Source organism: Pseudoxanthomonas sp. 97-1-1 (assembly GCF_057773125.1).
This window is the reverse complement of record NZ_JBYMTJ010000004.1, coordinates 519,658-539,421: the sequence shown is the minus strand read 5'-3', so window position 1 is coordinate 539,421 and position 19,764 is coordinate 519,658. Positions and strand designations below refer to the sequence as shown.

Sequence of the window (19,764 nt, the reverse complement as noted above, 5' to 3'; positions counted from 1 at the left end):
GTCTTCTCCGGTACCCGCTCAATGACCCGTCCCGCCCCCTCGCGCGCGATTCCCGCGACCCCGGCCGCAACCGCACCAGTCCGTCAGGCCGACACCGTGGCCTCGCTGAAAGCCTTTTCGCTGTACGCCATGCCAGGTTCGGAAACCGCCACCAGCCTTGCCGCGCGGCGCGCGCTGATGAGCCGGAAGGGTGTATCCGTGGAGGAGATCAGCGTGCGGGCGCGGGAGCGTCGGCACGCGGCCAGCCAGATCCAGCGATTCGACCGCCGCGCCAGGCTGCTGGCATTGCTGGTGCCCGCCGCTGCGGCACTGGCCTGGGTTGGCAGCATCCAGAACTCCCTCCCCACCTTGTTGGCCGGCTACGTCGTGTTGGCGCTGGCGGCGGTGGCGCTGCTCGCGCGGCTCACGCGCACGCCGGACGCCGCACGCCTCCCACTCGAGCAGTACTATCTGCCGGACGAGCAGCTGGCCAGCGCGGAAGACATCACCCTCCTGCGGCGACTGGCCCAGCAGGATCCCGAGCTCGACGCGGTCACCACGGCGTGGTGGCGCAGTACCGCGCCGATCCGCAAGGGCGACATCCGGCTGGCGCTGGATTTCCAGCGCGCCAAGCGCGGCTGATCACTGCCGCAGGAACGCCAGCATCCGTGCGGCGACCGCCGCCGGATCCTCCATGTGCAGGTGATGGGTGCCCGCCAGTACATGCAGGCGCCCATCGGGCAGCAGCGCGGCGCGCTGTGTCCGCAACGGTTCCGGGAAATAGGCTTGCGGCGGGTCCGCATAGATCACCGTGGTGGGGCACGCGATACCGGCCACGAGACGCGCCAGCTGCGCCTCGGAAAGGCGCTGCGGCGTAGGCAGCGTCAGGCGCGGATCGCTGCTCCAGACGAAGCCGCCCTCCACGGGCCGGACGCCGCGCTCGACCAGCAACCTGGCGGCAGGCTCGCTCAACTGGTTTGCCTGCATGCGCGCGCGGACCGGCGCGGCCAGGTCGGCGAACACGCGCAGTTGCTTGCCCGGCAGCGCGCGCGCCGCGGCAATGGCTTCGCGCCATCGGTCGGCCGTGCGCTCGACGGTTTCGGCCAGCCCGCCCAGGGCCTCGATGGCTACCAGCCGGCGAACACGATCCGGAACCGACGCGGCCACCAGGCTCGCGATGCCGGCACCCATCGAGTGACCTAGCAGCGAGAACGTGTCCCATCCCAGCGCATCCGCGATGTCGAGCACGGCATTGACCGCCACGCCGCTGGTGTACTCCGCTCCCGGCGCCAGATGCGCACTGCGGCCGTGGCCCGGCAGGTCGGGCGCGGCCAGTTGCACCCCGGGCAGGTGGGCGGCCAACGGAATGAAGCTCGCCGCGTTGTCCAGCCAGCCATGCAGGGCGAGCACGCGCGGGCCATCACCGTCGCCACGAAGTCCCGTGATCCGGCCCAGCGGAATGTCGACCTCGAACTCGCGCAACATCATGCGGGGGTGCCGACAGCGCGCTGCGCGAGTGCCGCCAACGCATCGGCATGGGCAGGATCGTCATTCAGGCAGGGCAGGTAGCGCAGCTCGCCACCGGCATGCGCGAACTCCTCGGCAAAGCCGATCCCCACCTCCTCCAGCGTTTCCAGGCAGTCGACCGCGAAGCCGGGGCACACCACGTCCACCTTGCGCACGCCGCGCGCAGCGAGTTCGCGCAAGGTCACGTCGGTGGCAGGTTCCAGCCAGCGTTCCTTGCCGAAGCGCGACTGGTAGGTCAGGGTCCATTCGTCGTCGCGCAATCCCAGCGCCTGCACGATGGCGTGCGTGCTCGCCTGGCAGCGTTGCGGATACGGATCGCCATTGCGGGCAAGCCGCAGTGGCAGTCCGTGATACGAGAACAGCAGGTGCTCGCCGGCACCGTTCGCCCGCCGCCACTGCCGGATCGATGCCGTCACGGCCGCCAGCCAGCCGGGGTCGACCGAGTAGTCCTCGATGAAGTGCACCTCCAGCCCTGCGGCTTCCCGGGTGACCACGTCGCGCACGGATTCGGTGGTGGTGGTGGAGTACTGCGGATACAGCGGCAGCACCACCACGCGCTGCACTCCGGCGGCACGCATCGCCTCCAGGCGCGCACGCACGGAGGGCTGCCCGTAACGCATCGCATCGACCACGTGCCAGTCAGGCAGCCGCGCCTGCACCGCTCCGGCCAGCCGACGGGTATAGACGGCGAGCGGCGAACCCTCCGGCATCCAGATGCTCGCGTACTTCGCCGCCGCCTTGGGACCGCGCAGGGGCAGGATCAGGAAATGCAGCAGCGGGCACCACAGCCAGCGGGTCAGCTGGACCACGCGATGGTCGTGCAGGAACTCGGACAGGTACCGGCGCACGGCGGGCGCCGTCGGCGCTTCCGGGGTACCGAGATTGACGGCGAGCAAGGCGGTGGGAGAGGTATCGGGCATCCCGTTATTGTGGCAGAGCCGTGCACGCACACCGATCCGGAAATCCCAGTGCGACGATCAACCTCGCGAACCGCGGCGAGCACCGTCCAGCGTCAGTGGCGATTCATCCATTCACGCCTATTTTCAAGCGATTGCAGTAACTTGCTGCCAATCCGCTTCTGGAGCCCCCCAATGAACCGCACGTCCCGCCGTCTGCTGCCGCCCACCGCCCTCGCGCTCGCCGCCGCCCTGTTCGCCGGGCAGGCCATCGCAGGTCCGAAGGAGGACGAGCGCGCGAACAACGCGGTGCGCGTGCTCAACGAAATCCAGCGCATTCCGGAGAACGGCATCCCCGACAAGCTGCTGGACGAAGGCAAGGCCATCATCGTCATCCCGGACACGCTGAAGGCGGGACTGGTGATCGGCGGCCGTCGTGGCCACGGTCTGATGTCGGTGAAAAGCGCCGATGGCAGCTGGTCGCAGCCGGTGTTCGTCAAGCTCACCGGCGGCAGCATCGGCTTCCAGGCCGGCGTGCAGTCTTCGGACGTGGTGCTGGTGTTCCGCAATGACCGCTCGCTGGACTCCATCGTCAATGGCAAGTTCACCCTGGGTGCGGATGCCGGCGTGGCGGCGGGTCCGGTGGGCCGCAACGCCAGTGCCGCCACCGATGGTCAGCTGAAGGCCGAAATCTGGTCGTGGTCGCGCGCGCGCGGCCTGTTCGCCGGCGTCGCACTGGATGGCGCCGTGCTGCAGATCGATGACGAGGCCAACACGTCGGTCTACGGCAGCGCCGCGACGCCACGCGCGATCTTCGAGAGCCGCGCCGGCCAGCCTTCCAGTGCCGTGGTCGGCTTCCGCGACCAGCTGGAAGAAGTCACCGAACTCGCGCGGGGCAACCGCGGCACCACGGGGACGACCACGCAGGTGGCGGCCTCCACGCCCGCGCCCGTCACCGCACCGGTCGTGGTGGAAGCCCCCGCGCAGGCGCAGGGCTTCGAGCCGGTGCAGGACGGCGAAGTCCGCACCGAACCGCTGGACGGCAACCCGTAACGGAAGTAATGGGCGGTGGATCGCCATCCCGGCGGTCCGCCTGCGCTATCCTGAGCGCCCCGACTTTTCCTGCGAGTACACACCATGGGCGGTTTGAGCATCTGGCATTGGATCATCGTGCTGGTGGTCGTGTTGCTCGTCTTCGGGACCAAGCGCCTGCGCAACGCCGGCCAGGACCTGGGCGAGGCGGTCAAGGGCTTCAAGAAGGGCATGAAGGACGACGACAAGCCGGCCGGCCAGTTGAACGACCAGTCGCGCACCGATGAATCCAGCGCCGCCAAAGAGCGCGACCGCGACGCCAACTGATCGCGCGGCATCGCGGCTGCGGCCATGTTCGACATCGGTTTCAGTGAACTGCTGGTCATCGCGATCGTCGCGTTGATCGTGCTGGGCCCCGAGCGCCTGCCCAAGGCAGCGCGTTTCGCCGGCCTGTGGGTGCGGCGCGCGCGCGCGCAGTGGTATTCGGTGAAGGACGAGCTGGAACGCGAACTCGCCGCCGACGAACTGAAGCGCAACCTGCAGGACGCCAAGGACGCGATGCGCGAGACCGAACAACGCATCCGCGACAGCGCCCGCGAAACCGAACAGCAGTTCGAGGAAGTGCGCCAGGCCGCGCGCGACGACGCGAAAGCGTTGCATGACGACGTTGCATCGGCGATCACGCCACCCGCGCTGGCAAGGCCGCCGGCGGCGACCGGAGAGGTGCCTGACGCTGCCGACACGCCCGCCGGTACGGATGCCACCGACACGCCCGAGACGGGCACCACGCCCGACCTGTTCCCGCCGAGGGAGACGCGATGAACCGCGAATCCTCGAACCAGGAAGCCGAAAGCAGCCTGATGGAACACCTGCTGGAGCTTCGCACGCGGCTGGTGCGCGGATTGGCGGGCACGGGGGTCATCCTGCTGGCGCTGCTGCCCTTCGTGCGCCAGCTCTACGACCGCCTGGCGCAGCCGTTGATTTCGCAGCTGCCGGCCGGACAGGCCGCGCAGATGATCGCCAGCGACCCGACCTCGGGCTTCTTCGCGCCGATCAAGCTGGCTTTCTTCACCGCCCTGTTCCTGTCCTCGCCGTGGCTGCTCTACCAGGCGTGGAGCTTCGTCGCGCCCGGGCTGTACAAGCATGAGAAGCGGCTGGCGGTGCCGTTGCTGGTGTCGGCCATCGTGCTGTTCTATGCAGGCTGCGCGTTCGCGTATTTCCTGGTGCTGCCCAGCGTGTTCCACGCACTGACGGTGTTCACGCCGGACATCGTGACGCTGGCGCCGGACCCGGCGAAGTACCTGGACTTCGTGATGGTGATCTTCCTGGCCTTCGGCGTGAGCTTCGAGCTGCCGGTGGCGCTGGTGATCATGGTGTTGCTGGGCTGGGTGACACCGCAACAACTGCGCGAGGGCCGCGGCTACGCGATCGTCGGCGTGTTCGTCGTCGCCGCGCTGATCACCCCGCCGGACGTGGTGTCGCAGCTGATGCTCGCCATTCCCATGTGCCTGCTGTACGAACTGGGCATCATCGCGGCGGGTTGGCTGAAACCGAAAGAACAATCCGCATCGTAGGGCGGGCCCTGGCCCGCCGCATGGCGATGTCGAGGCTCAGACTTCGATCCTGGTCGGCGCCACCGATGCACCCGGAGCGACCGCGCCCTCGCCCAGCATCTGCCGCCATGCTGCGTACGCCGCACCGGCCAGCACCGGCATCACCACCGCCATCAGGGTGAACTGCCACAGCCCCATCGCGATGGTCGCGCCCACTGCCAGCGCCAGGATCGAGGCCACGAGCAAGGAGCCGATGCCGACCGCGAAGATGGCGATCCCCGCCAGCAGGTAGAACACCAGCATCGCGGCCCAGTTGTGCAGGCAGGCGCGCAGGCTGTTGCGCATGGCCTCCATGACATGGGTGCCCGAAAAGAGGATCTGCGGCGAGGCGATGAAGGTCATCCACTTCACGGCCACGAAGACGATCGCCACCAACAGCAGCCACAACAGCAGGCGACCGGCAGGCAGGCCTTCCACCAGGGAAGGATCGGGTTGGCCCCCGGCTTCGGCGATGGTCTGCATCTTCTGGTAGACATCGGCCAGATGCTGCAGTTGTTCGGTGCCCACCAGTACGAACAGCAGCGCGCCCATCACCAGGGCCGCGAGCAATTGCGGCAGCAGGGTGGCCAACAAGGCCGGCGCATGGCCGTCGCGCACGGGCTGCAGCAGGTTGGAGGGCCGTGCGGCGCGACCCTGGTCAACCTCGCGCACCGCCCACAGCATGCCGGCGAAGAACAACGGACCCGCCAGTACGAGCAGGAACTGCATGGCCAGCGTCATGGCCGGCAGCGACACCGCCACCAGCATCACGCCCATCGACAGCAGGCCCCACAGCACGGCCAGCGTGGCCAGCGGCACCGGCGCGCGCTTCAGCAGCGCGAAGCCCGCCAGCAGCCATTCCGCGCCGGCACTGGCCGGCACCTTGTTGATCGTCGACATCGGGGTTCTCTGGAGAGGGTGCAGCGGTGGACTCAGCGCGCGTGCAGGCCACGCGCATGGCGGACGAACCGCCGCAATAGTTTGCGGGCTTGCGGCGCCGCCGTCACGCTGCGGGCGATGCTGCCGGGGCAACGGCCTTCGCTGCGCAGGTGGTCGGCGCGGGCATGCACGTAGCCGCGCATGTGGTGGGTGGCGAATTCGGGATGGAACTGCACGCCCCAGGCGTGGTCGCGCCAGCGGAACGCATGGCAATCGTCCTGCTCGGAACGCGCCAGCACGGTGGCGCCTTCCGGCGGCCGCGCCACGGTCTGCACATGGGTGGCGTGGGCGGTGAACTTCAGCGGCAGCGCGCCGAACAGCGGGTCGTCCTGCGCCTGCGGATGCAGGTCGATGTGGACGGTGCCGGATTCGCGCCCGGCCGGGTTGTAGGCCACCTCGCCGCCCAGCGCGTGCGCCAGCAGCTGATGGCCGTAGCAGATGCCCAGCAGCGGCAGGCCTTCATGGGCCGCGTCGCGCAGCCAGTCCGCACTGCGTTCGCTCCAGTCGGCCCGGTCGGTGACCATCGCGGCCGAGCCGCTGACGATGACGCCGGCAAAACCTTCGCGACGCGGCAATGCGTCGCCCCGCTCCACGTTCGCCACCACGGTTTCGTCCGCCTCCAGCCCGGCCGCCACGCGGATCCAGTGCGGGAAGCCGCCATACCGTCGCATCGAGCGCACCGGCTGGCCGGTTTCAACGATGAGGAAAGGGGCTTTCACGGCGGCATCCACGACGGCAAACATCAGCGGGAAAAGGGCTTGCCCGTATACTAGCCCGCTTTTCCGCAGTGCACGATAAGTCGATGACCGGACAGACAATTTCACCGGCAACTTTCCAGGGCCTGACATTCCAGAACCTGATCCAGACGCTGAACCAGTACTGGGCCGACCAGGGCTGCGTGCTGATCCAGCCGCTGGACCTGGAAGTGGGCGCCGGCACCTTCCACCCGGCCACGTTCCTGCGTGCGCTGGGGCCGGAGCCGTGGAATGCCGCCTACGTGCAGCCCAGCCGCCGCCCCACCGATGGCCGCTACGGCGAGAACCCCAACCGCCTGCAGCGTTACTACCAGTACCAGGTGGTGATGAAGCCCAACCCCGACAACATCCAGGAGCTGTACCTGGGTTCATTGAAGGCGCTGGGCATCGATCCGCGCGTGCACGACCTGCGCTTCGTGGAGGACAACTGGGAATCGCCGACGCTCGGCGCCTGGGGCCTGGGCTGGGAGGTGTGGCTCAACGGCATGGAAGTCACCCAGTTCACTTACTTCCAGCAGGCCGGCGGCCTGGAATGCCGCCCGGTGCTGGGCGAGATCACGTACGGGTTGGAACGCCTGTGCATGTACCTGCAGAACTGCGACAACGTGTATGACCTGGTGTGGACGGTCGGTCCGCAGGGCGTGGTGAAGTACGGCGATGTGTACCACCAGAACGAAGTCGAGCAGAGCACGTACAACTTCGAGCACGCCGATGTGGCTGAGCTCTTCCACCGTTTCGACGCGTGCGAAAAGGAAGCGCTGAAACTGGTCGACGTGGGCCTGCCGTTGCCCGCCTACGAGCAGGTCTGCAAGGCCAGCCACAGCTTCAACCTGCTGGATGCGCGCCGCGCCATTTCCGTGACCGAACGCCAGCGCTACATCCTGCGCGTGCGCAAGCTGGCGCAGGCGGTGGCCGAGGCGTACTACGCGCAGCGCGAGAAGCTGGGGTTTCCTGGTTTGAAGAAAGAATCCGCTTGAAGCCCCTCTCCCGTCGGGAGAGGGGTTGGGGAGAGGGTCCGGCGACACCCGGATGGTTGACTGCCACGGACTCCGCCGTACCCTCATCCGCCCTTCGGGCACCTTCTCCCACTGGGAGAAGGGAACAACTCAAGGTTGCATGCACATGAGCGAACAAAAATCCCTGCTGGTCGAACTCGGCACCGAAGAGCTGCCGGTCAAGGCGTTGCCCGGGCTGGCGCAGGCGTTCTTCGACGGCGTGATCGCCGCGCTTGAAAAGCGCGGCATCGGCTTCGAGCGCGGCGATGCCAAGCCGCTTTACACGCCACGCCGCCTGGCGGTGCTGTTGCCCGCCGTGGACGTGGAACAGCCAGAACAGAAGTCCGAAGTGCTGGGCCCCTATCTCAACATCGCGCTGGACGCGAACGGCGCGCCGACCAAGGCGCTGGAAGGCTTCGCCGCCAAGGCCGGCATCGACTGGACACAGCTGGAGCGCACTACCGACGGCAAGGGTGAGCGCTTCGTCCACCGCGCGGTGAAGCCGGGCGCGAGGACTGCGGACCTCCTGGCAGAGATCGTGCGCGAGGCGCTGGCCGCCATGCCGATCCCCAAGCCGATGCGCTGGGGCGACCACGACTACGCATTCGCACGGCCGGTGCACTGGCTGGTGCTGCTGCTGGGCAAGGACGTGGTGGAGGCCGATGTGCTGGGCGTGACGTCCGACCGCATGAGCCGTGGGCACCGTTTCGAACACGACAAGCCGGTGTGGATCGGCAACCCGGACGATTACGTGGACGCCCTGCGCGGCGCCCGCGTGCTGGTCGATCCGGAGGAACGCCGCACGCGCATCGTCGCCGACGTGCAGAAGGCCGCCGCACAGGCCGGCGGCAGCGCGCGCATCACCGACGACAATCTGGAACAGGTGATCTGCCTGACCGAATGGCCGACGGCGGTGCTGTGCAGTTTCGAATCCGCGTTCCTGGCCGTGCCGCAGGAAGCGCTGATCGAGACGATGGAGATCAACCAGAAGTTCTTCCCGGTGTTGAGCGACGGCGGTAAGCTGACCGAGCACTTCATCGGCATCGCCAACATCGAATCGCAGAACGTCGACGAAGTGCGCAAGGGCTACGAGCGCGTGATCCGTCCGCGCTTCAGCGATGCGAAGTTCTTCTTCGACGAGGACCTGAAGCAGGGACTCGTATCGATGGGCGACGGCCTGAAGACCGTCACCTACCAGGCCAAGCTGGGCAGTGTCGCCGACAAGGTCGCGCGCGTGGCGGCGTTGGCCGAAACCATCGCCGCGCAGGTCGGCGCCGATCCGGCACAGGCGCGTCGCGCCGCGGAACTGGCGAAGAACGACCTGCAGTCGCGCATGGTCAACGAGTTTCCCGAGCTGCAGGGCATCGCGGGTCGCCACTACGCTCTCGCCGCGGGCGAGCCGAAGGAGATCGCGCTGGCCATCGACGAGGCCTACCAGCCGCGCTTCGCCGGTGACGACATCGCGCTGTCGCCGCTGGGCAAGGTGCTGGCGATTGCGGAGCGGCTGGATACGCTGGCCGGTGGATTCGCCGCTGGGTTGAAGCCGACCGGCAACAAGGATCCGTTCGCGTTGCGGCGGAATGCGCTGGGATTGGCAAGGACGGTGATTGAGAGTGGGTTCAATGTTTCGATCAAGGAATTGATCGCGAAGGCCGTGGACGCCATCGGCCCGCTGCCGACCGGCAAGGACGGCGCAACTGCCACGGCGGACGCGGACGAACTCTACGACTTCATCCTCGATCGCCTGCGCGGCTACTACGCCGACAAGGGCGTTCCGACCGCGCACTTCACTGCGGTGGCGGAACTGAAGCCGGCGTCGCTGTACGACTTCGACACGCGCCTCGACGCCATCGGCACGTTCGCCACGCTGCCGGAAGCCGAAGCTCTCGCCGCCGCCAACAAGCGCATCGGCAACATCCTGAAGAAGGCCGACATCGCCATCCCGCATGCGATCGACCGCGCACTGCTCACCGATCCGGCGGAAAGTGCGCTAGCCGAAGCGGTGGAAGCCGTACTCGGCGAGACCGACGAGGCCCTGCACCACCACGACTACGTCACCGTGCTGAACCACCTCGCCCGCCTGCGCCCGCAGGTGGATGCGTTCTTCGACAGCGTGATGGTCAATGCCGACGACCCGGCCGTACGCGCGAACCGGCTGGCCCTGCTGAAGCGCCTGGCCGACCGCTTCCGTGCAGTTGCGGCGATCGAGCATCTGTCGAACTGAGCCGCGTTTCCTTCTCCCGCAGATGCGGGGAGAAGATACCCGGAGGGCCGGCCCCGTACTTGAGACGGGGGCGGATGAGGGACCGAGCGCTGTACCCCATCAGGCGCAGCACCATCCCCCCTCCATTCACCCCTCACCCGCCTTCGGCACCCTCTCCCCGCACACGGGGAGAGGGAATCAAACTTCACGGATCCTGGATGCGCCCGGACTGCAGCGCCGCCTCTCGCGCATGCCATATCGTCCCCTTCTCCCCGCGTGCGGGGAGAAGGTGCCCAAAGAGCCTGCTCCGTACTGGATACGGGGGCGGATGAGGGGCGCTCTTCGCGCCGACCCTTGCAGCGCAGCCACTGTCGGCTGATCGAACACCGGATGTCTGCGGAAAACTTCCTTTTCCCACAGTGCCTGAATCAAGGCAGTTGCTCGCCCCGCATGCGGGGCGAGGGATCATTCCACATACGCCAACAGTGTGACTTCTCGTGAACCACGACTCGCGCAACGGCCGCACCCCTTCACCCCGCTTAACCCTCACCGGTTATCCTGCCCGCATGCGTCGACTCCCTTGCTTCGCCACCGCCGTGGTCCTGCTTGCCGCAACCGGTCCGGCCTGGGCCGCGGCCATCGTCGACAAGGTGCAGATCGAAGGGCTCGACAACGAGCTGATGATCGAGAACGTCAACACCGCGCTGTCGCTCAACGATTCGCTCGGCAAGCGGCTGGGCGAGTCGCGTCTGGAATACCTGCTGGGTGAAGCCGTCGCTGAAACGCGCGAAGCGCTGGAGCCGTTCGGCTACTACTCGCCCACCATCACCGTGGATGCGCCGCGCACCGAAGGCGCCAACGACGAGCGGCTCACCATCACCCTGCGGATCGCCCTTGGCGAGCCCGTCCGCGTGCGTGGACGCGACCTGTCCATCGAAGGCGAAGGCGACGACGACCGCTACCTGAAGGAAGACCTGGACGCGTTCGCGCCGAAGGTCGGCGAGGTCTTCGACCACACCACCTACGAAGCCAGCAAGCTGGTCATCGTGCGGCGACTGGCGGATCGCGGTTACTTCGATGCCGACTTCACCCACCGCCGGGTGGAAGTCACGCGGGCCGAACACGCCGCCGACATCGCGCTGGGCTGGGTCAGCGGCATCCGTTATGACATGGGGCCGACCACGTTCCACCAGGACAAGTTCGATCCGGGCCTGCTGGACAAGCTGGTGTACTGGGAAGAAGGCAGCTACTTCCACCAGGGCAAGCTGGATCGTCTGCGCGAATCGCTGGTCGGCCTGGACTATTTCGCGAACATCGACATCCAGGCCAACCCCGACAAGGCCGTGGACGGACGCGTGCCGGTCGACGTGAACCTGGAGTTGGCCAAGCGCGACATCTACACCGCCGGCGTGAGCTACGGCACGGAGAGCGGGCCCGGTATCCGGCTGGGGCTGGATCGCCGCTACGTGAATTCGCGCGGGCACAAGCTGTCCACGCACCTGGACTACGCGCAGAAGCGCAAGACGCTGCTGACCCAGTACCGCATCCCCGCGTTCAAATGGCTGGACGGCTGGTACACCGTCGGCGTGCAGGCCAGCGACGAACAGACCGACTACATCGACCTGCGCCATGTCGAATTCACCGGCAGCCGCAGCGGACAGGTCAGCGAAGACTGGACTGCGGTGGCGTCGATCCACGCGTTGCGCGAACGCTGGCGTTATGTCGAAGACGATCCGGTCACCGGCCTGCCCGACACCACCGTGCAGTACGCGACCTTCACCTACCCCTCGCTGCGCGCGGACTACACCAACTCGCCGGTCGGCTCGAACCGTCCCGACCAGCTGGCCGGGTCCATCCTGCTGCGCGGCGGCGTGGATGGCGCGGGCTCGGATGCGAACTTCCTGCAGTTCCACATGCGTGCGCGCTGGTCGCAGCGGTACAAGACCAACAGCGCGCTGATCGTGCGCGGCGAGTATGGCCATACGTTCACCAGTTCGCTGGTGGCGATGCCGCCGTCGCTGCGTTTCTTCGCCGGTGGCGACCGCAGCGTCCGCGGCTATGCGTGGCGCGAAGTCGGCCCGCGCCGTGGCGACTACGCACTGGGCGCGAAGAACGTGGTCACCGGCAGCGTGGAGTACGAGTTCTATCCGAAGGGCGGCCCCTACGGTGGCGCGGTGTTCGTGGATACCGGCAGCGCCTTCGACGGCACCCGCCCGGACCTGAGCACCGGCATCGGCGTGGGCCTGCGCTGGCGCTCGCCGGTGGGGCCGGTGCGCCTGGACGTGGCGCACGGGCTGAATGATCCGGATTCCAGCTTCCAGATCTACCTCAATATCGGGACCGATCTGTGAAGAAGCGCGTACCCGACAACCTGACGCCGGAAGAGCGCGACGCCCGCATCGCCGAACTGCGCGCGCGCCGCAGGGCACGCATGCGCACGCTGGCGATCCGCAGCGCCATCGGCACCGGCGTACTGACGCTGCTGCTGTGCATCGGCCTGTACTGGTTGCTGCAAACGGTCGCGGGCCGCGACATGCTGCTCGCGCAGATCAAGGCACGGCTGCCGGCCGACGCCTCGCTGGAATACCGGGAAGTGGACGGCCCGATCGCGGGCCCGCTGACGCTGCGTGGCGTCGACTTCCGCTGGGACAGGATCCGCTTCACCGCCGACGAGGTCTACCTGGAGCCGGACCTGCGCCCGCTGCTCGGCAAGCGCCTGCGACTGGATGTGCTGAAGCTGCGCGGTGCGATGCTCGATGTGCCGGAAAGCGACGAACCGTTCGAGCTGCCGCACTGGCCCGACATGCTGCCGCAGATCGAGATGCCGCTGGCGATCCAGGCCGACCGGCTGGAGGTGGACCGCTTCCTGATCCGCCAGAGCGGGCAGCCCCTGATCGACATCGCGCATGCGGGCGGCGGCATCGATATCGGCGACGGCTACGTGCATGCGGAGAAGCTGGCCATCGCGAGCGATCGCGGCACCTTCGGCGTGCACGGCCGTTACGAACCCCGCGACGGTTACGACACCGACCTGACGGCCACCGGCGTGTTCGCGGCCGCTGCCGGGCGCACCCCCGCCCGCATCGGACTGGTCGCGCGCGGGAATCGCGCCCGCATGAACGTGGGCATTTCCGGTGCCGCGCCCGCGCCGTTGCGCGCCACGCTCACGCTGCGCGGCGAAACCCGGCCGACATGGACCCTCGCCGCGAAGACGGAAGCACTGGACCTGTCGTTGCTCGGCGTGATGGAGGACAGCACGCCCGTCTCTTTCGACCTGGCGGCCAAGGGCGCGGGCGGTGCCGCGGACCTGCAGGGCACCGTGCAGCAGGGCGACATCGCCGTGGTGATCGAACCTTCGCACGCGCGCATCGACGGCGAAGTCCTGACCGTGGAGCCGCTGGCGATCCGTGCGTTCGACGGCTATGCCGCGCTGCGGGGTCGCGCGGACTTCACCGTGCCGGAGAACCCCGCCTTCCGTTTCGCGGTGAACGCACGCGGCCTGCGCTGGGGCACGGAAGCGGACAGCATGATCGGTGCCGAGGGCGATTTCGGCGTGGCCGGCAAACTGGAAGCATGGGCCGCCATCGGCAAGGCCACGCTGACCCGCGGCGACGACAGCGCGGTGGTGGAGTTCGATGGCCGTGGCAATGCCGAGCGCGTGCAGTTGCAGAAACTGCAGGCACGCATGCCCACCGGCACGCTGGACGCCACCGGCATGGTGGGCTGGTCCCCCGTGCTGGACTGGGACGTGAAGGCGACGCTGGCCGGTTTCGATCCGGGCTACTTCGCTGCAGGCTGGAAGGGCAACCTCTCGGGCGCACTGGCGTCGAAGGGACGCCAGCGCGAGGACGGCCAGTTCCAGGGCACGCTCGACGTGCCGAAACTCACGGGCCGCCTGCGTGACCGCGCGCTGGAAGCACGCGGCACGTTCGCGCTCGACGGCAACGCCGGTGAAGGCGAGCTGGACCTGTCGCTGGGTGGTAGCCGCGTCGCCGCGCAGGGCAAGGTCGGCGACACCCTGGATATCGATGCGACGTTCCGCCCGCTCAACCTGGCCGACCTGCTGCCCGATGCCAGCGGCACCCTGGCCGGCACGCTGAAACTGACCGGCGCGCGCACGGCACCCACCCTCAATGCCGACCTCGGCGGCGACAGCCTGCGCTGGAACGACTGGAGCGCGGGCAGTCTGAGCCTGCGCGGCAACCTGCCCTGGCGCAGCGGCAATGGCGAACTCACCCTGCAGGGCAGCGCCGTCGACGTGGGCACCGTCCTGGACAGCGTGCAGATCAGCGCGCGCGGCGCGGTGGAAGACCTGCGGGTCGACGGCGATGCACGCAATGCGATGGGGGCGGTGGCGTTGTCGGGCAGCGCACGGAAGCGTGGCGCCAACTGGCAGGGCACGCTGGATACGCTGCGCATCGCGCCGTCCAAGGGCAACCCGTGGACGCTGCGGCAACCCGCACGCTACGCGCAGAACGGCAGCGCGTGGACGTTGTCCGAGAGCTGCCTGGGCTCCGACATCGGCGGCGCCCTCTGCGCCACCGCCAACTGGCCACGGCAAGGACTGGTGGTGCGTGGCGAAGCGCTGTCGCTGGCCCTGGTGCAGCCCTGGTTGCCGCCCAGCAGCGGGCGACCGCTGACGCTGCGCGGCGAGTTCACCCTCGACGCGACGCTGCGGCCCGCCGGCAATGCATGGCAGGGCGAAGTGCACCTGGCCTCGCTGGATGGCGGCCTGAAGATGGGCACGAGCGCCCGCGGCGAGATCATCCGCTACGACAACTTCACCTTCGATGCCGACTTCAACCCGCAGCGCATCCAGGGCCGGCTCGGTACCGGCTTCAAGGGCGACGGTTATGTCGATGCCACCTTCGCCACCGGCTGGGATGCGTTCGCGCCGCTCAAGGGCGACCTGTACTTCCACAACTCGCGCCTGTTCTGGATGGAACTGTTCTCGCCGGACCTGGTGCGCCCGCGCGGCAAGCTGGCCGGCCACATCGGCGTTGCCGGCACGCGGGGCCATCCGCTGCTGAGCGGCGAAGCCACGCTCACCGAATTCACCGGCGAGTTGCCCGCGCTCGGCGTGTCGCTGGCGGACGGCGGCGCGGAACTGGTCGCGCTGTCGGATGGCAGCGCGCGCATCGACGGCAGCATGAAGACGGTCTCGTCGACCGGCGGCACCGGGACCGGCGGCGTGCTCAACGTGTCCGGCACGCTTGGCTGGAACAACGACACCACGCCGCTGCAGTTCCAGGTGCGCGGCGACAACGTGCTCGTGGCGGACACCACCGACCTGCGCGCGGTCGCGTCCCCGGACATCCAGGTGGGCTTCGCCGACAACACCATCCGCGTGCGTGGCCAAGTGGGCATTCCTTCGGCCACCATCGACGTGGAGAAACTGGATGACGGCGTGTCCGCGTCGGAAGACGTGGTGGTGCTGGATCCCGCCGATCCCGAACGCGCGCCCAGTTCGCGACTGGACCTGGACCTCGCCCTCAAGGTCGGCGACGAGGTCAACCTGAAAGGCTATGGCCTGGAAGGCACGCTGGCCGGCACCCTGCACGTGCGTTCGCAGCCCGGCCGCGAGATGCTGGGCACGGGTCGCCTGGACGTGGACGGGCGTTACGAGGCCTACGGGCAGAAACTGCGCATCACCCGTGGCGAACTGACCTGGAGCAACAACGCGATCTCCGATCCGCGCATCAACATCCGCGCCGAACGCGAAGTGGTCAGCGCCAGCGTCACTGCCGGCATCGACGTCACCGGCCGCGCCAGCCAGCCGCGCGCCCGCGTCTGGTCCAATCCGTCGATGTCCGAATCCGAAGCGCTGGCGTACCTGGTGCTCGGCCGTTCGCTCAACACCGCCAGCAGCGACGAGAGCCGCCAGATCAACGCCGCTTCGTCCGCGCTCGGCGCGGGTGCGGGCCTGTTGGCATCGCAGCTCGGCGCGAAGATCGGCCTGGATGATGCCGGCGTGCTGGAATCACGCACGCTCGGCGGCTCGGTGTTCGGCGTGGGCAAATACCTGTCGCCCAAGCTCTACGTCAGCTATGGCGTCTCCATGGTCGGATCGGGCTCCGCGGTCACGCTGAAATACCTGCTGCGCAAGGGCTTCGACGTGGAGATCGAGTCCAGCACCACCGAGACGCGCGGCTCGATCAACTGGCGCAAGGAAAAGTAGGCGTGATGCCGTCCCTGACGGCCCGCCGCCTGCAGCGGCACGGCATCGCGGCACCGATGGCGACGGATCCGGCCGATGCCGTCCGCCGCATGGGGGCAATGCAGGCGCAGGACTATGCGGCATCGCTGTGGGCCATCGGCCTGCGCACCCGCGGCGCGACGCGCGCAACGGTGGAAGACGCCATCGCGTGCGGCGAGATCGTCCGCACCTGGCCGATGCGCGGCACCCTGCACTGGCTCGCGCGCGAGGACGTCCGCTGGATGGTGGCATTGCTGGCACCCCGCGTGCAGGCCGCGAATGCGGCACGGATCGCGCGCGATCTCGGATTGGATGCCTCCACGCTCACGCACGGTCGACGCGTGCTGGAACAGGCATTGAAGGAAGGCGTGCCCGTTACCCGCTCCGACCTCTATGCCTGCATGGAGGCAGCCGGCATTCCCAGCGGCGGCCAGCGGGGCCTGCATCTTCTGAACTGGCTGGCGCATGAGGGCGTCATCTGCCAGGGGCCGCGCCATGGCAAGCAGCCGACGTTCGTCCTGCTCGATGCATGGGTGCCACCGAGCGCACCGCTGACTCGCGACGAAGCACTCCGGCAGCTGGCACTGCGCTATCTGCAAGGGCACGGGCCGGCGACAGCGGCCGACCTGGCATGGTGGTCGGGACTGACGCGCAAGGAGGCCATGCAGGCCCTTGCATCCGCCGCATCCGCGCTGGTGCAGGAAACGCATGACGGGACGACGTGGTGGTCGCATGCCGATGCGGCTGCGCCTGCGCGCTCGAATGCGGTGCATCTGTTGCCGGCATTCGATGAATATCTCATCGGCTACCGCGACCGAACGCCCGTGCTGGATGCCGCACACACACGGCGCGTGATCGGCGTGAACGGCCTGGTCAGCGCAACGGCGATCATCGGTGGCCGGGTGGCCGCGGCATGGAAACGCGATGCGGCCGGCGACGACATCACGCTCGCTCCCCTGCGTACCCTGAGCGAGGCGGAACACACCGGCATCCGTCGCGCGGCGCAGCGACAGCACCACTTCCTCGACGCCGCGCGCTGATCATTCGATGGCTCCCGGCATTGCCGCATCCCGGCTCTGCCGATATCGTCGCAGTCCTCTCCGCCGGAGCCTGATGATGCGCCGCCGACTCTCGACCTCCGCCCTCGCCCTGGGCGCCGCCCTGTCCCTGCCCGCCCATGCCGACGAAGGCATGTGGATGCCCTCGCAGCTGCCGCAACTGGCCAAGCCGCTGCGCGAGGCCGGCTTCAAGGGCAGACCGCAGGCGCTGGCCGACGTCACCGCAGCCCCGCTGAGCGCGGTGGTGCGCGCAGGCGGCGGCACGGGCGCATTCGTCTCACCGGACGGATTGATCCTGACCAACCATCACGTCGCGTACGGCGTGATCCAGTACAACAGCAGGCCCGAGCGCAACCTGATCGACGATGGCTTCACCGCCGCCGATCGTGCCGGCGAACTGCCGGCGAATCCGGACTTCCGCGTCCTGGTGACGGTGGGTTACGACAAGGTCACGGACGCCGTACTGAAGGATGCGGCCGGCAAGACCGGGCGGGCGTACTTCGATGCCATCGATCGCGCCAGCAAGGCCATCGTCGCCGAGTGCGAGAAGGAAGGCGGCGTGCGTTGCAGCGTGGCGAACATGTACTACGGTACCGACTTCTACCGCATCCGGCAGCTGGAACTGCGCGACATCCGCCTGGTCTACGCGCCGCCGCGCGCGATCGGCAACTATGGCGACGAGATCGACAACTTCATGTGGCCGCGCCACACCGGCGACTTCACCCTGCTGCGCGCCTACGTGGGCAAGGACGGCAAGCCGGCCGCCTACAGCGCCGACAACGTGCCCTATCGCGCGCCAGCGCACCTGCCGTTGGCGAAAGACGGCCCGAAGGCGGGCGACTACGCCATGCTGGCCGGCTATCCGGGCACCACCTACCGCCACCGCACTGCCGCCGAGTTCGACGAACAGGTCAACTGGATGCTGCCTGCGCGCGTGGCCGTGTTCGACCAGCTGATCGATGTCGTGGAAACGGCCGGTGTCCGGGATGCCGACGCGAAGACGCGGTACGCCGCACAGCTGCAGTCGCTGAAGAACAACCGCAAGCGTGCCGCCGGCGAGCTGGAAGGTCTCCGCCGCAGCGATGCGGTCCGCGTCCGTGCCGACGACGAGCGCGACATGCTCGCCACCGAGGCGGCCGCGAAGGAACGGACGGACATCGATGCATTGAATGCGTCGATCGCCGACGGTTCGGCCGTGCGCGAACGCGAGCTGGTGCTGGCCCTGTTCGGTTCCCAGTCCCAGCTGATGCGCGCGGCGATCACGCTGGAACGGTTGCGGGTGGAATCCGCCAAGCCGGATGCCGAACGCGAGAGCGGCTACCAGGTGCGCGACCACGCCCTGATCGAAGGCCTCCTGAAACAGGTGCAGCGCCGCTATGCGCCGGACGTGGAGAAAGCCCTGCTCACGGTGCTGCTGACGCGCTACCAGCAACTGCCGGATGCGCAGCGGCTGCCGGGCTTCGATGCTGCCTTCGGCCGCACGCCGGCCGCATTGAAGCACGCGCTCGACACGCTGTATGCCGGCACGAAACTGGGCGACGAAGCCGAACGCCTGTCGCGTTTCGCTGCTGCACGGGAAGGCAAGCCGATGGCCGCCGATCCGCTGATCGGCCTCGCCGCGAAGCTGGTGCCCGTGCAACTGGCGCTGGAGCAGGAGCGCAAGACCCGGGAGGGCGAGCAGCTGCGCCTGCGTCCCGCCTACATGCGCGCGCTGTTCGCCTGGCGGCAGCAGCAAGGGCGGGCGTTGTATCCGGACGCCAACGGCACGCTGCGCGTCAGCTTCGGCAGGGTGGATGGTTTCTCCCCGCGCGACGGCGTGCGGTACACGCCGGTGACGACGGTGGCCGGCATCGTCGAGAAGAACACCGGTGACGTGCCGTTCGACGCGCCGAAGCCGTTGCTCGATGCCATCGCGAAGGGCGACTTCGCCGGCACGGAAGATCCCGCACTGAAGACGCAGACGGTCAACTTCCTGACCAACCTGGACACCACCGGCGGCAATTCCGGTTCACCGGTGCTCAACGCGCGTGGCGAACTGATCGGTCTCAATTTCGACAGCAACTGGGAATCCGTGAGTGCCAGCTGGATGTTCGACCCGCGCTACAAACGCGCCGTCCATGTCGACATGCGCTACCTGCGCTGGTTGATGGGCAAGGTCTATCCGGCGCCGCACCTGCTGGAGGAGATGGGCGCACAGTGACCCCGGACGACGACCCGCGACCGGTGGAACCGGAACCGCCGTTGCCCAGCGACTGCTGCAACAGCGGCTGCCCCATCTGCGTGCACGACCTGTATGCGGAGCAGTTGCAGCACTACCGCGAACAGCTGGCGGCGTGGAATGTCCGGCATCCCGCAACGCCGGACCTTGATGGCCATGACCCAGAGCTCCGCGGGTCATAGAGCCGGACTTTCGACATGAACAACGCTCGGGGCCCGTTCTTGCGGTTTTTTCTGCGGAAGCACAGGTCCGGGAGCAGCTCGGATGACTCGCTGGAGCTTGCATGGCGCTGCGCCATGCAGAGCCAGTGCTTGCGTCATTCGGGATAGAGGCTCTGCACGAGGCCGAGACGAGCGCGCGCTCGTGCGAGGCTG

Annotated in this window: 16 protein-coding genes; 12 read left to right on the top strand and 4 right to left on the bottom strand. The window is 68.1% G+C overall.

Features of this window, described 5'->3' with window-relative positions:
* Window positions 1-21: 21 nt before the first annotated feature.
* Window positions 22-621 carry a hypothetical protein gene (locus AC3DET_RS17645; protein ID WP_488392468.1) on the top strand — a complete coding sequence of 200 codons (600 nt, stop codon included), beginning with the start codon at window positions 22-24 and terminating at the stop codon, window positions 619-621.
* Here AC3DET_RS17645 and AC3DET_RS17640 read toward each other — a convergent pair whose 3' ends face one another.
* Window positions 622-1,467: an alpha/beta fold hydrolase gene (locus tag AC3DET_RS17640; protein ID WP_488392467.1), complete on the bottom strand. Its 846-nt coding sequence runs from the start codon at window positions 1,465-1,467 to the stop codon at window positions 622-624.
* A complete protein-coding gene (gene hemH / locus AC3DET_RS17635) occupies window positions 1,464-2,426 on the bottom strand; it encodes a ferrochelatase (RefSeq protein WP_488392466.1) in 963 nt (320 codons plus the stop codon). The genes AC3DET_RS17640 and hemH overlap by 4 nt, the downstream gene beginning before the upstream one ends.
* A 171-nt stretch (window positions 2,427-2,597) precedes the next feature.
* On the opposite strand from hemH, the gene AC3DET_RS17630 reads away from it, so the two are divergent.
* The 4 genes from AC3DET_RS17630 (at window position 2,598) to tatC (ending at window position 5,008) form a co-directional block, all read left to right on the top strand.
* A complete protein-coding gene (locus AC3DET_RS17630; RefSeq protein ID WP_488392465.1) occupies window positions 2,598-3,455 on the top strand; it encodes a lipid-binding SYLF domain-containing protein in 858 nt (285 codons plus the stop codon).
* An 84-nt stretch (window positions 3,456-3,539) separates the two neighbouring features.
* Window positions 3,540-3,761, top strand: coding sequence for a Sec-independent protein translocase subunit TatA (tatA, locus tag AC3DET_RS17625; protein WP_062353690.1), 222 nt, complete (start codon window positions 3,540-3,542; stop codon window positions 3,759-3,761).
* Window positions 3,762-3,785: 24 nt separating this feature from the next.
* Entirely contained in the window at window positions 3,786-4,256 is a 471-nt protein-coding gene (gene tatB / locus AC3DET_RS17620) for a Sec-independent protein translocase protein TatB (RefSeq protein ID WP_446539509.1), read from the top strand.
* A complete protein-coding gene (gene tatC / locus AC3DET_RS17615; RefSeq protein ID WP_488392464.1) occupies window positions 4,253-5,008 on the top strand; it encodes a twin-arginine translocase subunit TatC in 756 nt (251 codons plus the stop codon). Before tatB ends, tatC begins: the two co-directional genes overlap by 4 nt.
* Window positions 5,009-5,044: 36 nt before the next feature.
* Here the strand turns inward: tatC and AC3DET_RS17610 are convergent, their stop codons facing one another.
* On the bottom strand, window positions 5,045-5,926 hold the full coding sequence (locus tag AC3DET_RS17610) for a BPSS1780 family membrane protein (RefSeq protein ID WP_488392463.1): 882 nt from the start codon (window positions 5,924-5,926) through the stop codon (window positions 5,045-5,047).
* Between the two features lie 32 nt (window positions 5,927-5,958).
* Window positions 5,959-6,684, bottom strand: a complete 726-nt coding sequence (locus AC3DET_RS17605) for a glutamine amidotransferase (protein ID WP_446539508.1) — start codon at window positions 6,682-6,684, stop codon at window positions 5,959-5,961.
* 83 nt (window positions 6,685-6,767) lie between these two features.
* On the opposite strand from AC3DET_RS17605, the gene glyQ reads away from it, so the two are divergent.
* The 7 genes from glyQ to AC3DET_RS17570 all read left to right on the top strand — a co-directional run bounded on the left by glyQ (window position 6,768) and on the right by AC3DET_RS17570 (window position 19,572).
* Window positions 6,768-7,697: a glycine--tRNA ligase subunit alpha gene (gene glyQ, locus AC3DET_RS17600; RefSeq protein WP_446539507.1), complete on the top strand. Its 930-nt coding sequence runs from the start codon at window positions 6,768-6,770 to the stop codon at window positions 7,695-7,697.
* A gap of 145 nt (window positions 7,698-7,842) precedes the next feature.
* Entirely contained in the window at window positions 7,843-9,939 is a 2,097-nt protein-coding gene (gene glyS, locus AC3DET_RS17595) for a glycine--tRNA ligase subunit beta (protein ID WP_488392462.1), read from the top strand.
* 545 nt (window positions 9,940-10,484) lie between these two features.
* Window positions 10,485-12,269: an autotransporter assembly complex protein TamA gene (locus AC3DET_RS17590; protein WP_488392461.1), complete on the top strand. Its 1,785-nt coding sequence runs from the start codon at window positions 10,485-10,487 to the stop codon at window positions 12,267-12,269.
* Window positions 12,270-12,349: 80 nt separating this feature from the next.
* Window positions 12,350-16,096 (top strand): translocation/assembly module TamB domain-containing protein, encoded by a 3,747-nt coding sequence (locus tag AC3DET_RS17585; RefSeq protein ID WP_488392510.1) that lies wholly within the window; start codon window positions 12,350-12,352, stop codon window positions 16,094-16,096.
* Window positions 16,097-16,101: 5 nt separating this feature from the next.
* Window positions 16,102-17,154 carry a winged helix DNA-binding domain-containing protein gene (locus AC3DET_RS17580; RefSeq protein WP_488392509.1) on the top strand — a complete coding sequence of 351 codons (1,053 nt, stop codon included), beginning with the start codon at window positions 16,102-16,104 and terminating at the stop codon, window positions 17,152-17,154.
* A gap of 73 nt (window positions 17,155-17,227) precedes the next feature.
* Entirely contained in the window at window positions 17,228-19,372 is a 2,145-nt protein-coding gene (locus tag AC3DET_RS17575; protein WP_488392460.1) for a S46 family peptidase, read from the top strand.
* The gene (locus AC3DET_RS17570) at window positions 19,369-19,572 is read left to right on the top strand and encodes an oxidoreductase-like domain-containing protein (protein ID WP_488392459.1); all 204 of its coding nucleotides are present in this window, start codon (window positions 19,369-19,371) and stop codon (window positions 19,570-19,572) included. The genes AC3DET_RS17575 and AC3DET_RS17570 overlap by 4 nt, the downstream gene beginning before the upstream one ends.
* The last annotated feature ends 192 nt before the right edge of the window (window positions 19,573-19,764 follow it).

Excerpts from the sequence above, each read along its gene's own strand:
- AC3DET_RS17580 (WP_488392509.1), top strand. The coding sequence starts at position 16,102 with ATGCCGTCCCTGACGGCCCGCCGCCTGCAGCGGCACGGCATCGCGGCA.
- AC3DET_RS17630 (WP_488392465.1), top strand. The coding sequence starts at position 2,598 with ATGAACCGCACGTCCCGCCGTCTGCTGCCGCCCACCGCCCTCGCGCTC.
- hemH (WP_488392466.1), bottom strand. The coding sequence starts at position 2,426 with ATGCCCGATACCTCTCCCACCGCCTTGCTCGCCGTCAATCTCGGTACC.
- glyS (WP_488392462.1), top strand. The coding sequence starts at position 7,843 with ATGAGCGAACAAAAATCCCTGCTGGTCGAACTCGGCACCGAAGAGCTG.
- tatB (WP_446539509.1), top strand. The coding sequence starts at position 3,786 with ATGTTCGACATCGGTTTCAGTGAACTGCTGGTCATCGCGATCGTCGCG.
- AC3DET_RS17640 (WP_488392467.1), bottom strand. The coding sequence starts at position 1,467 with ATGATGTTGCGCGAGTTCGAGGTCGACATTCCGCTGGGCCGGATCACG.
- AC3DET_RS17585 (WP_488392510.1), top strand. The coding sequence starts at position 12,350 with ATGCGCACGCTGGCGATCCGCAGCGCCATCGGCACCGGCGTACTGACG.
- AC3DET_RS17575 (WP_488392460.1), top strand. The coding sequence starts at position 17,228 with ATGATGCGCCGCCGACTCTCGACCTCCGCCCTCGCCCTGGGCGCCGCC.
- tatC (WP_488392464.1), top strand. The coding sequence starts at position 4,253 with ATGAACCGCGAATCCTCGAACCAGGAAGCCGAAAGCAGCCTGATGGAA.
- tatA (WP_062353690.1), top strand. The coding sequence starts at position 3,540 with ATGGGCGGTTTGAGCATCTGGCATTGGATCATCGTGCTGGTGGTCGTG.
- AC3DET_RS17590 (WP_488392461.1), top strand. The coding sequence starts at position 10,485 with ATGCGTCGACTCCCTTGCTTCGCCACCGCCGTGGTCCTGCTTGCCGCA.
- AC3DET_RS17645 (WP_488392468.1), top strand. The coding sequence starts at position 22 with ATGACCCGTCCCGCCCCCTCGCGCGCGATTCCCGCGACCCCGGCCGCA.
- AC3DET_RS17610 (WP_488392463.1), bottom strand. The coding sequence starts at position 5,926 with ATGTCGACGATCAACAAGGTGCCGGCCAGTGCCGGCGCGGAATGGCTG.
- glyQ (WP_446539507.1), top strand. The coding sequence starts at position 6,768 with ATGACCGGACAGACAATTTCACCGGCAACTTTCCAGGGCCTGACATTC.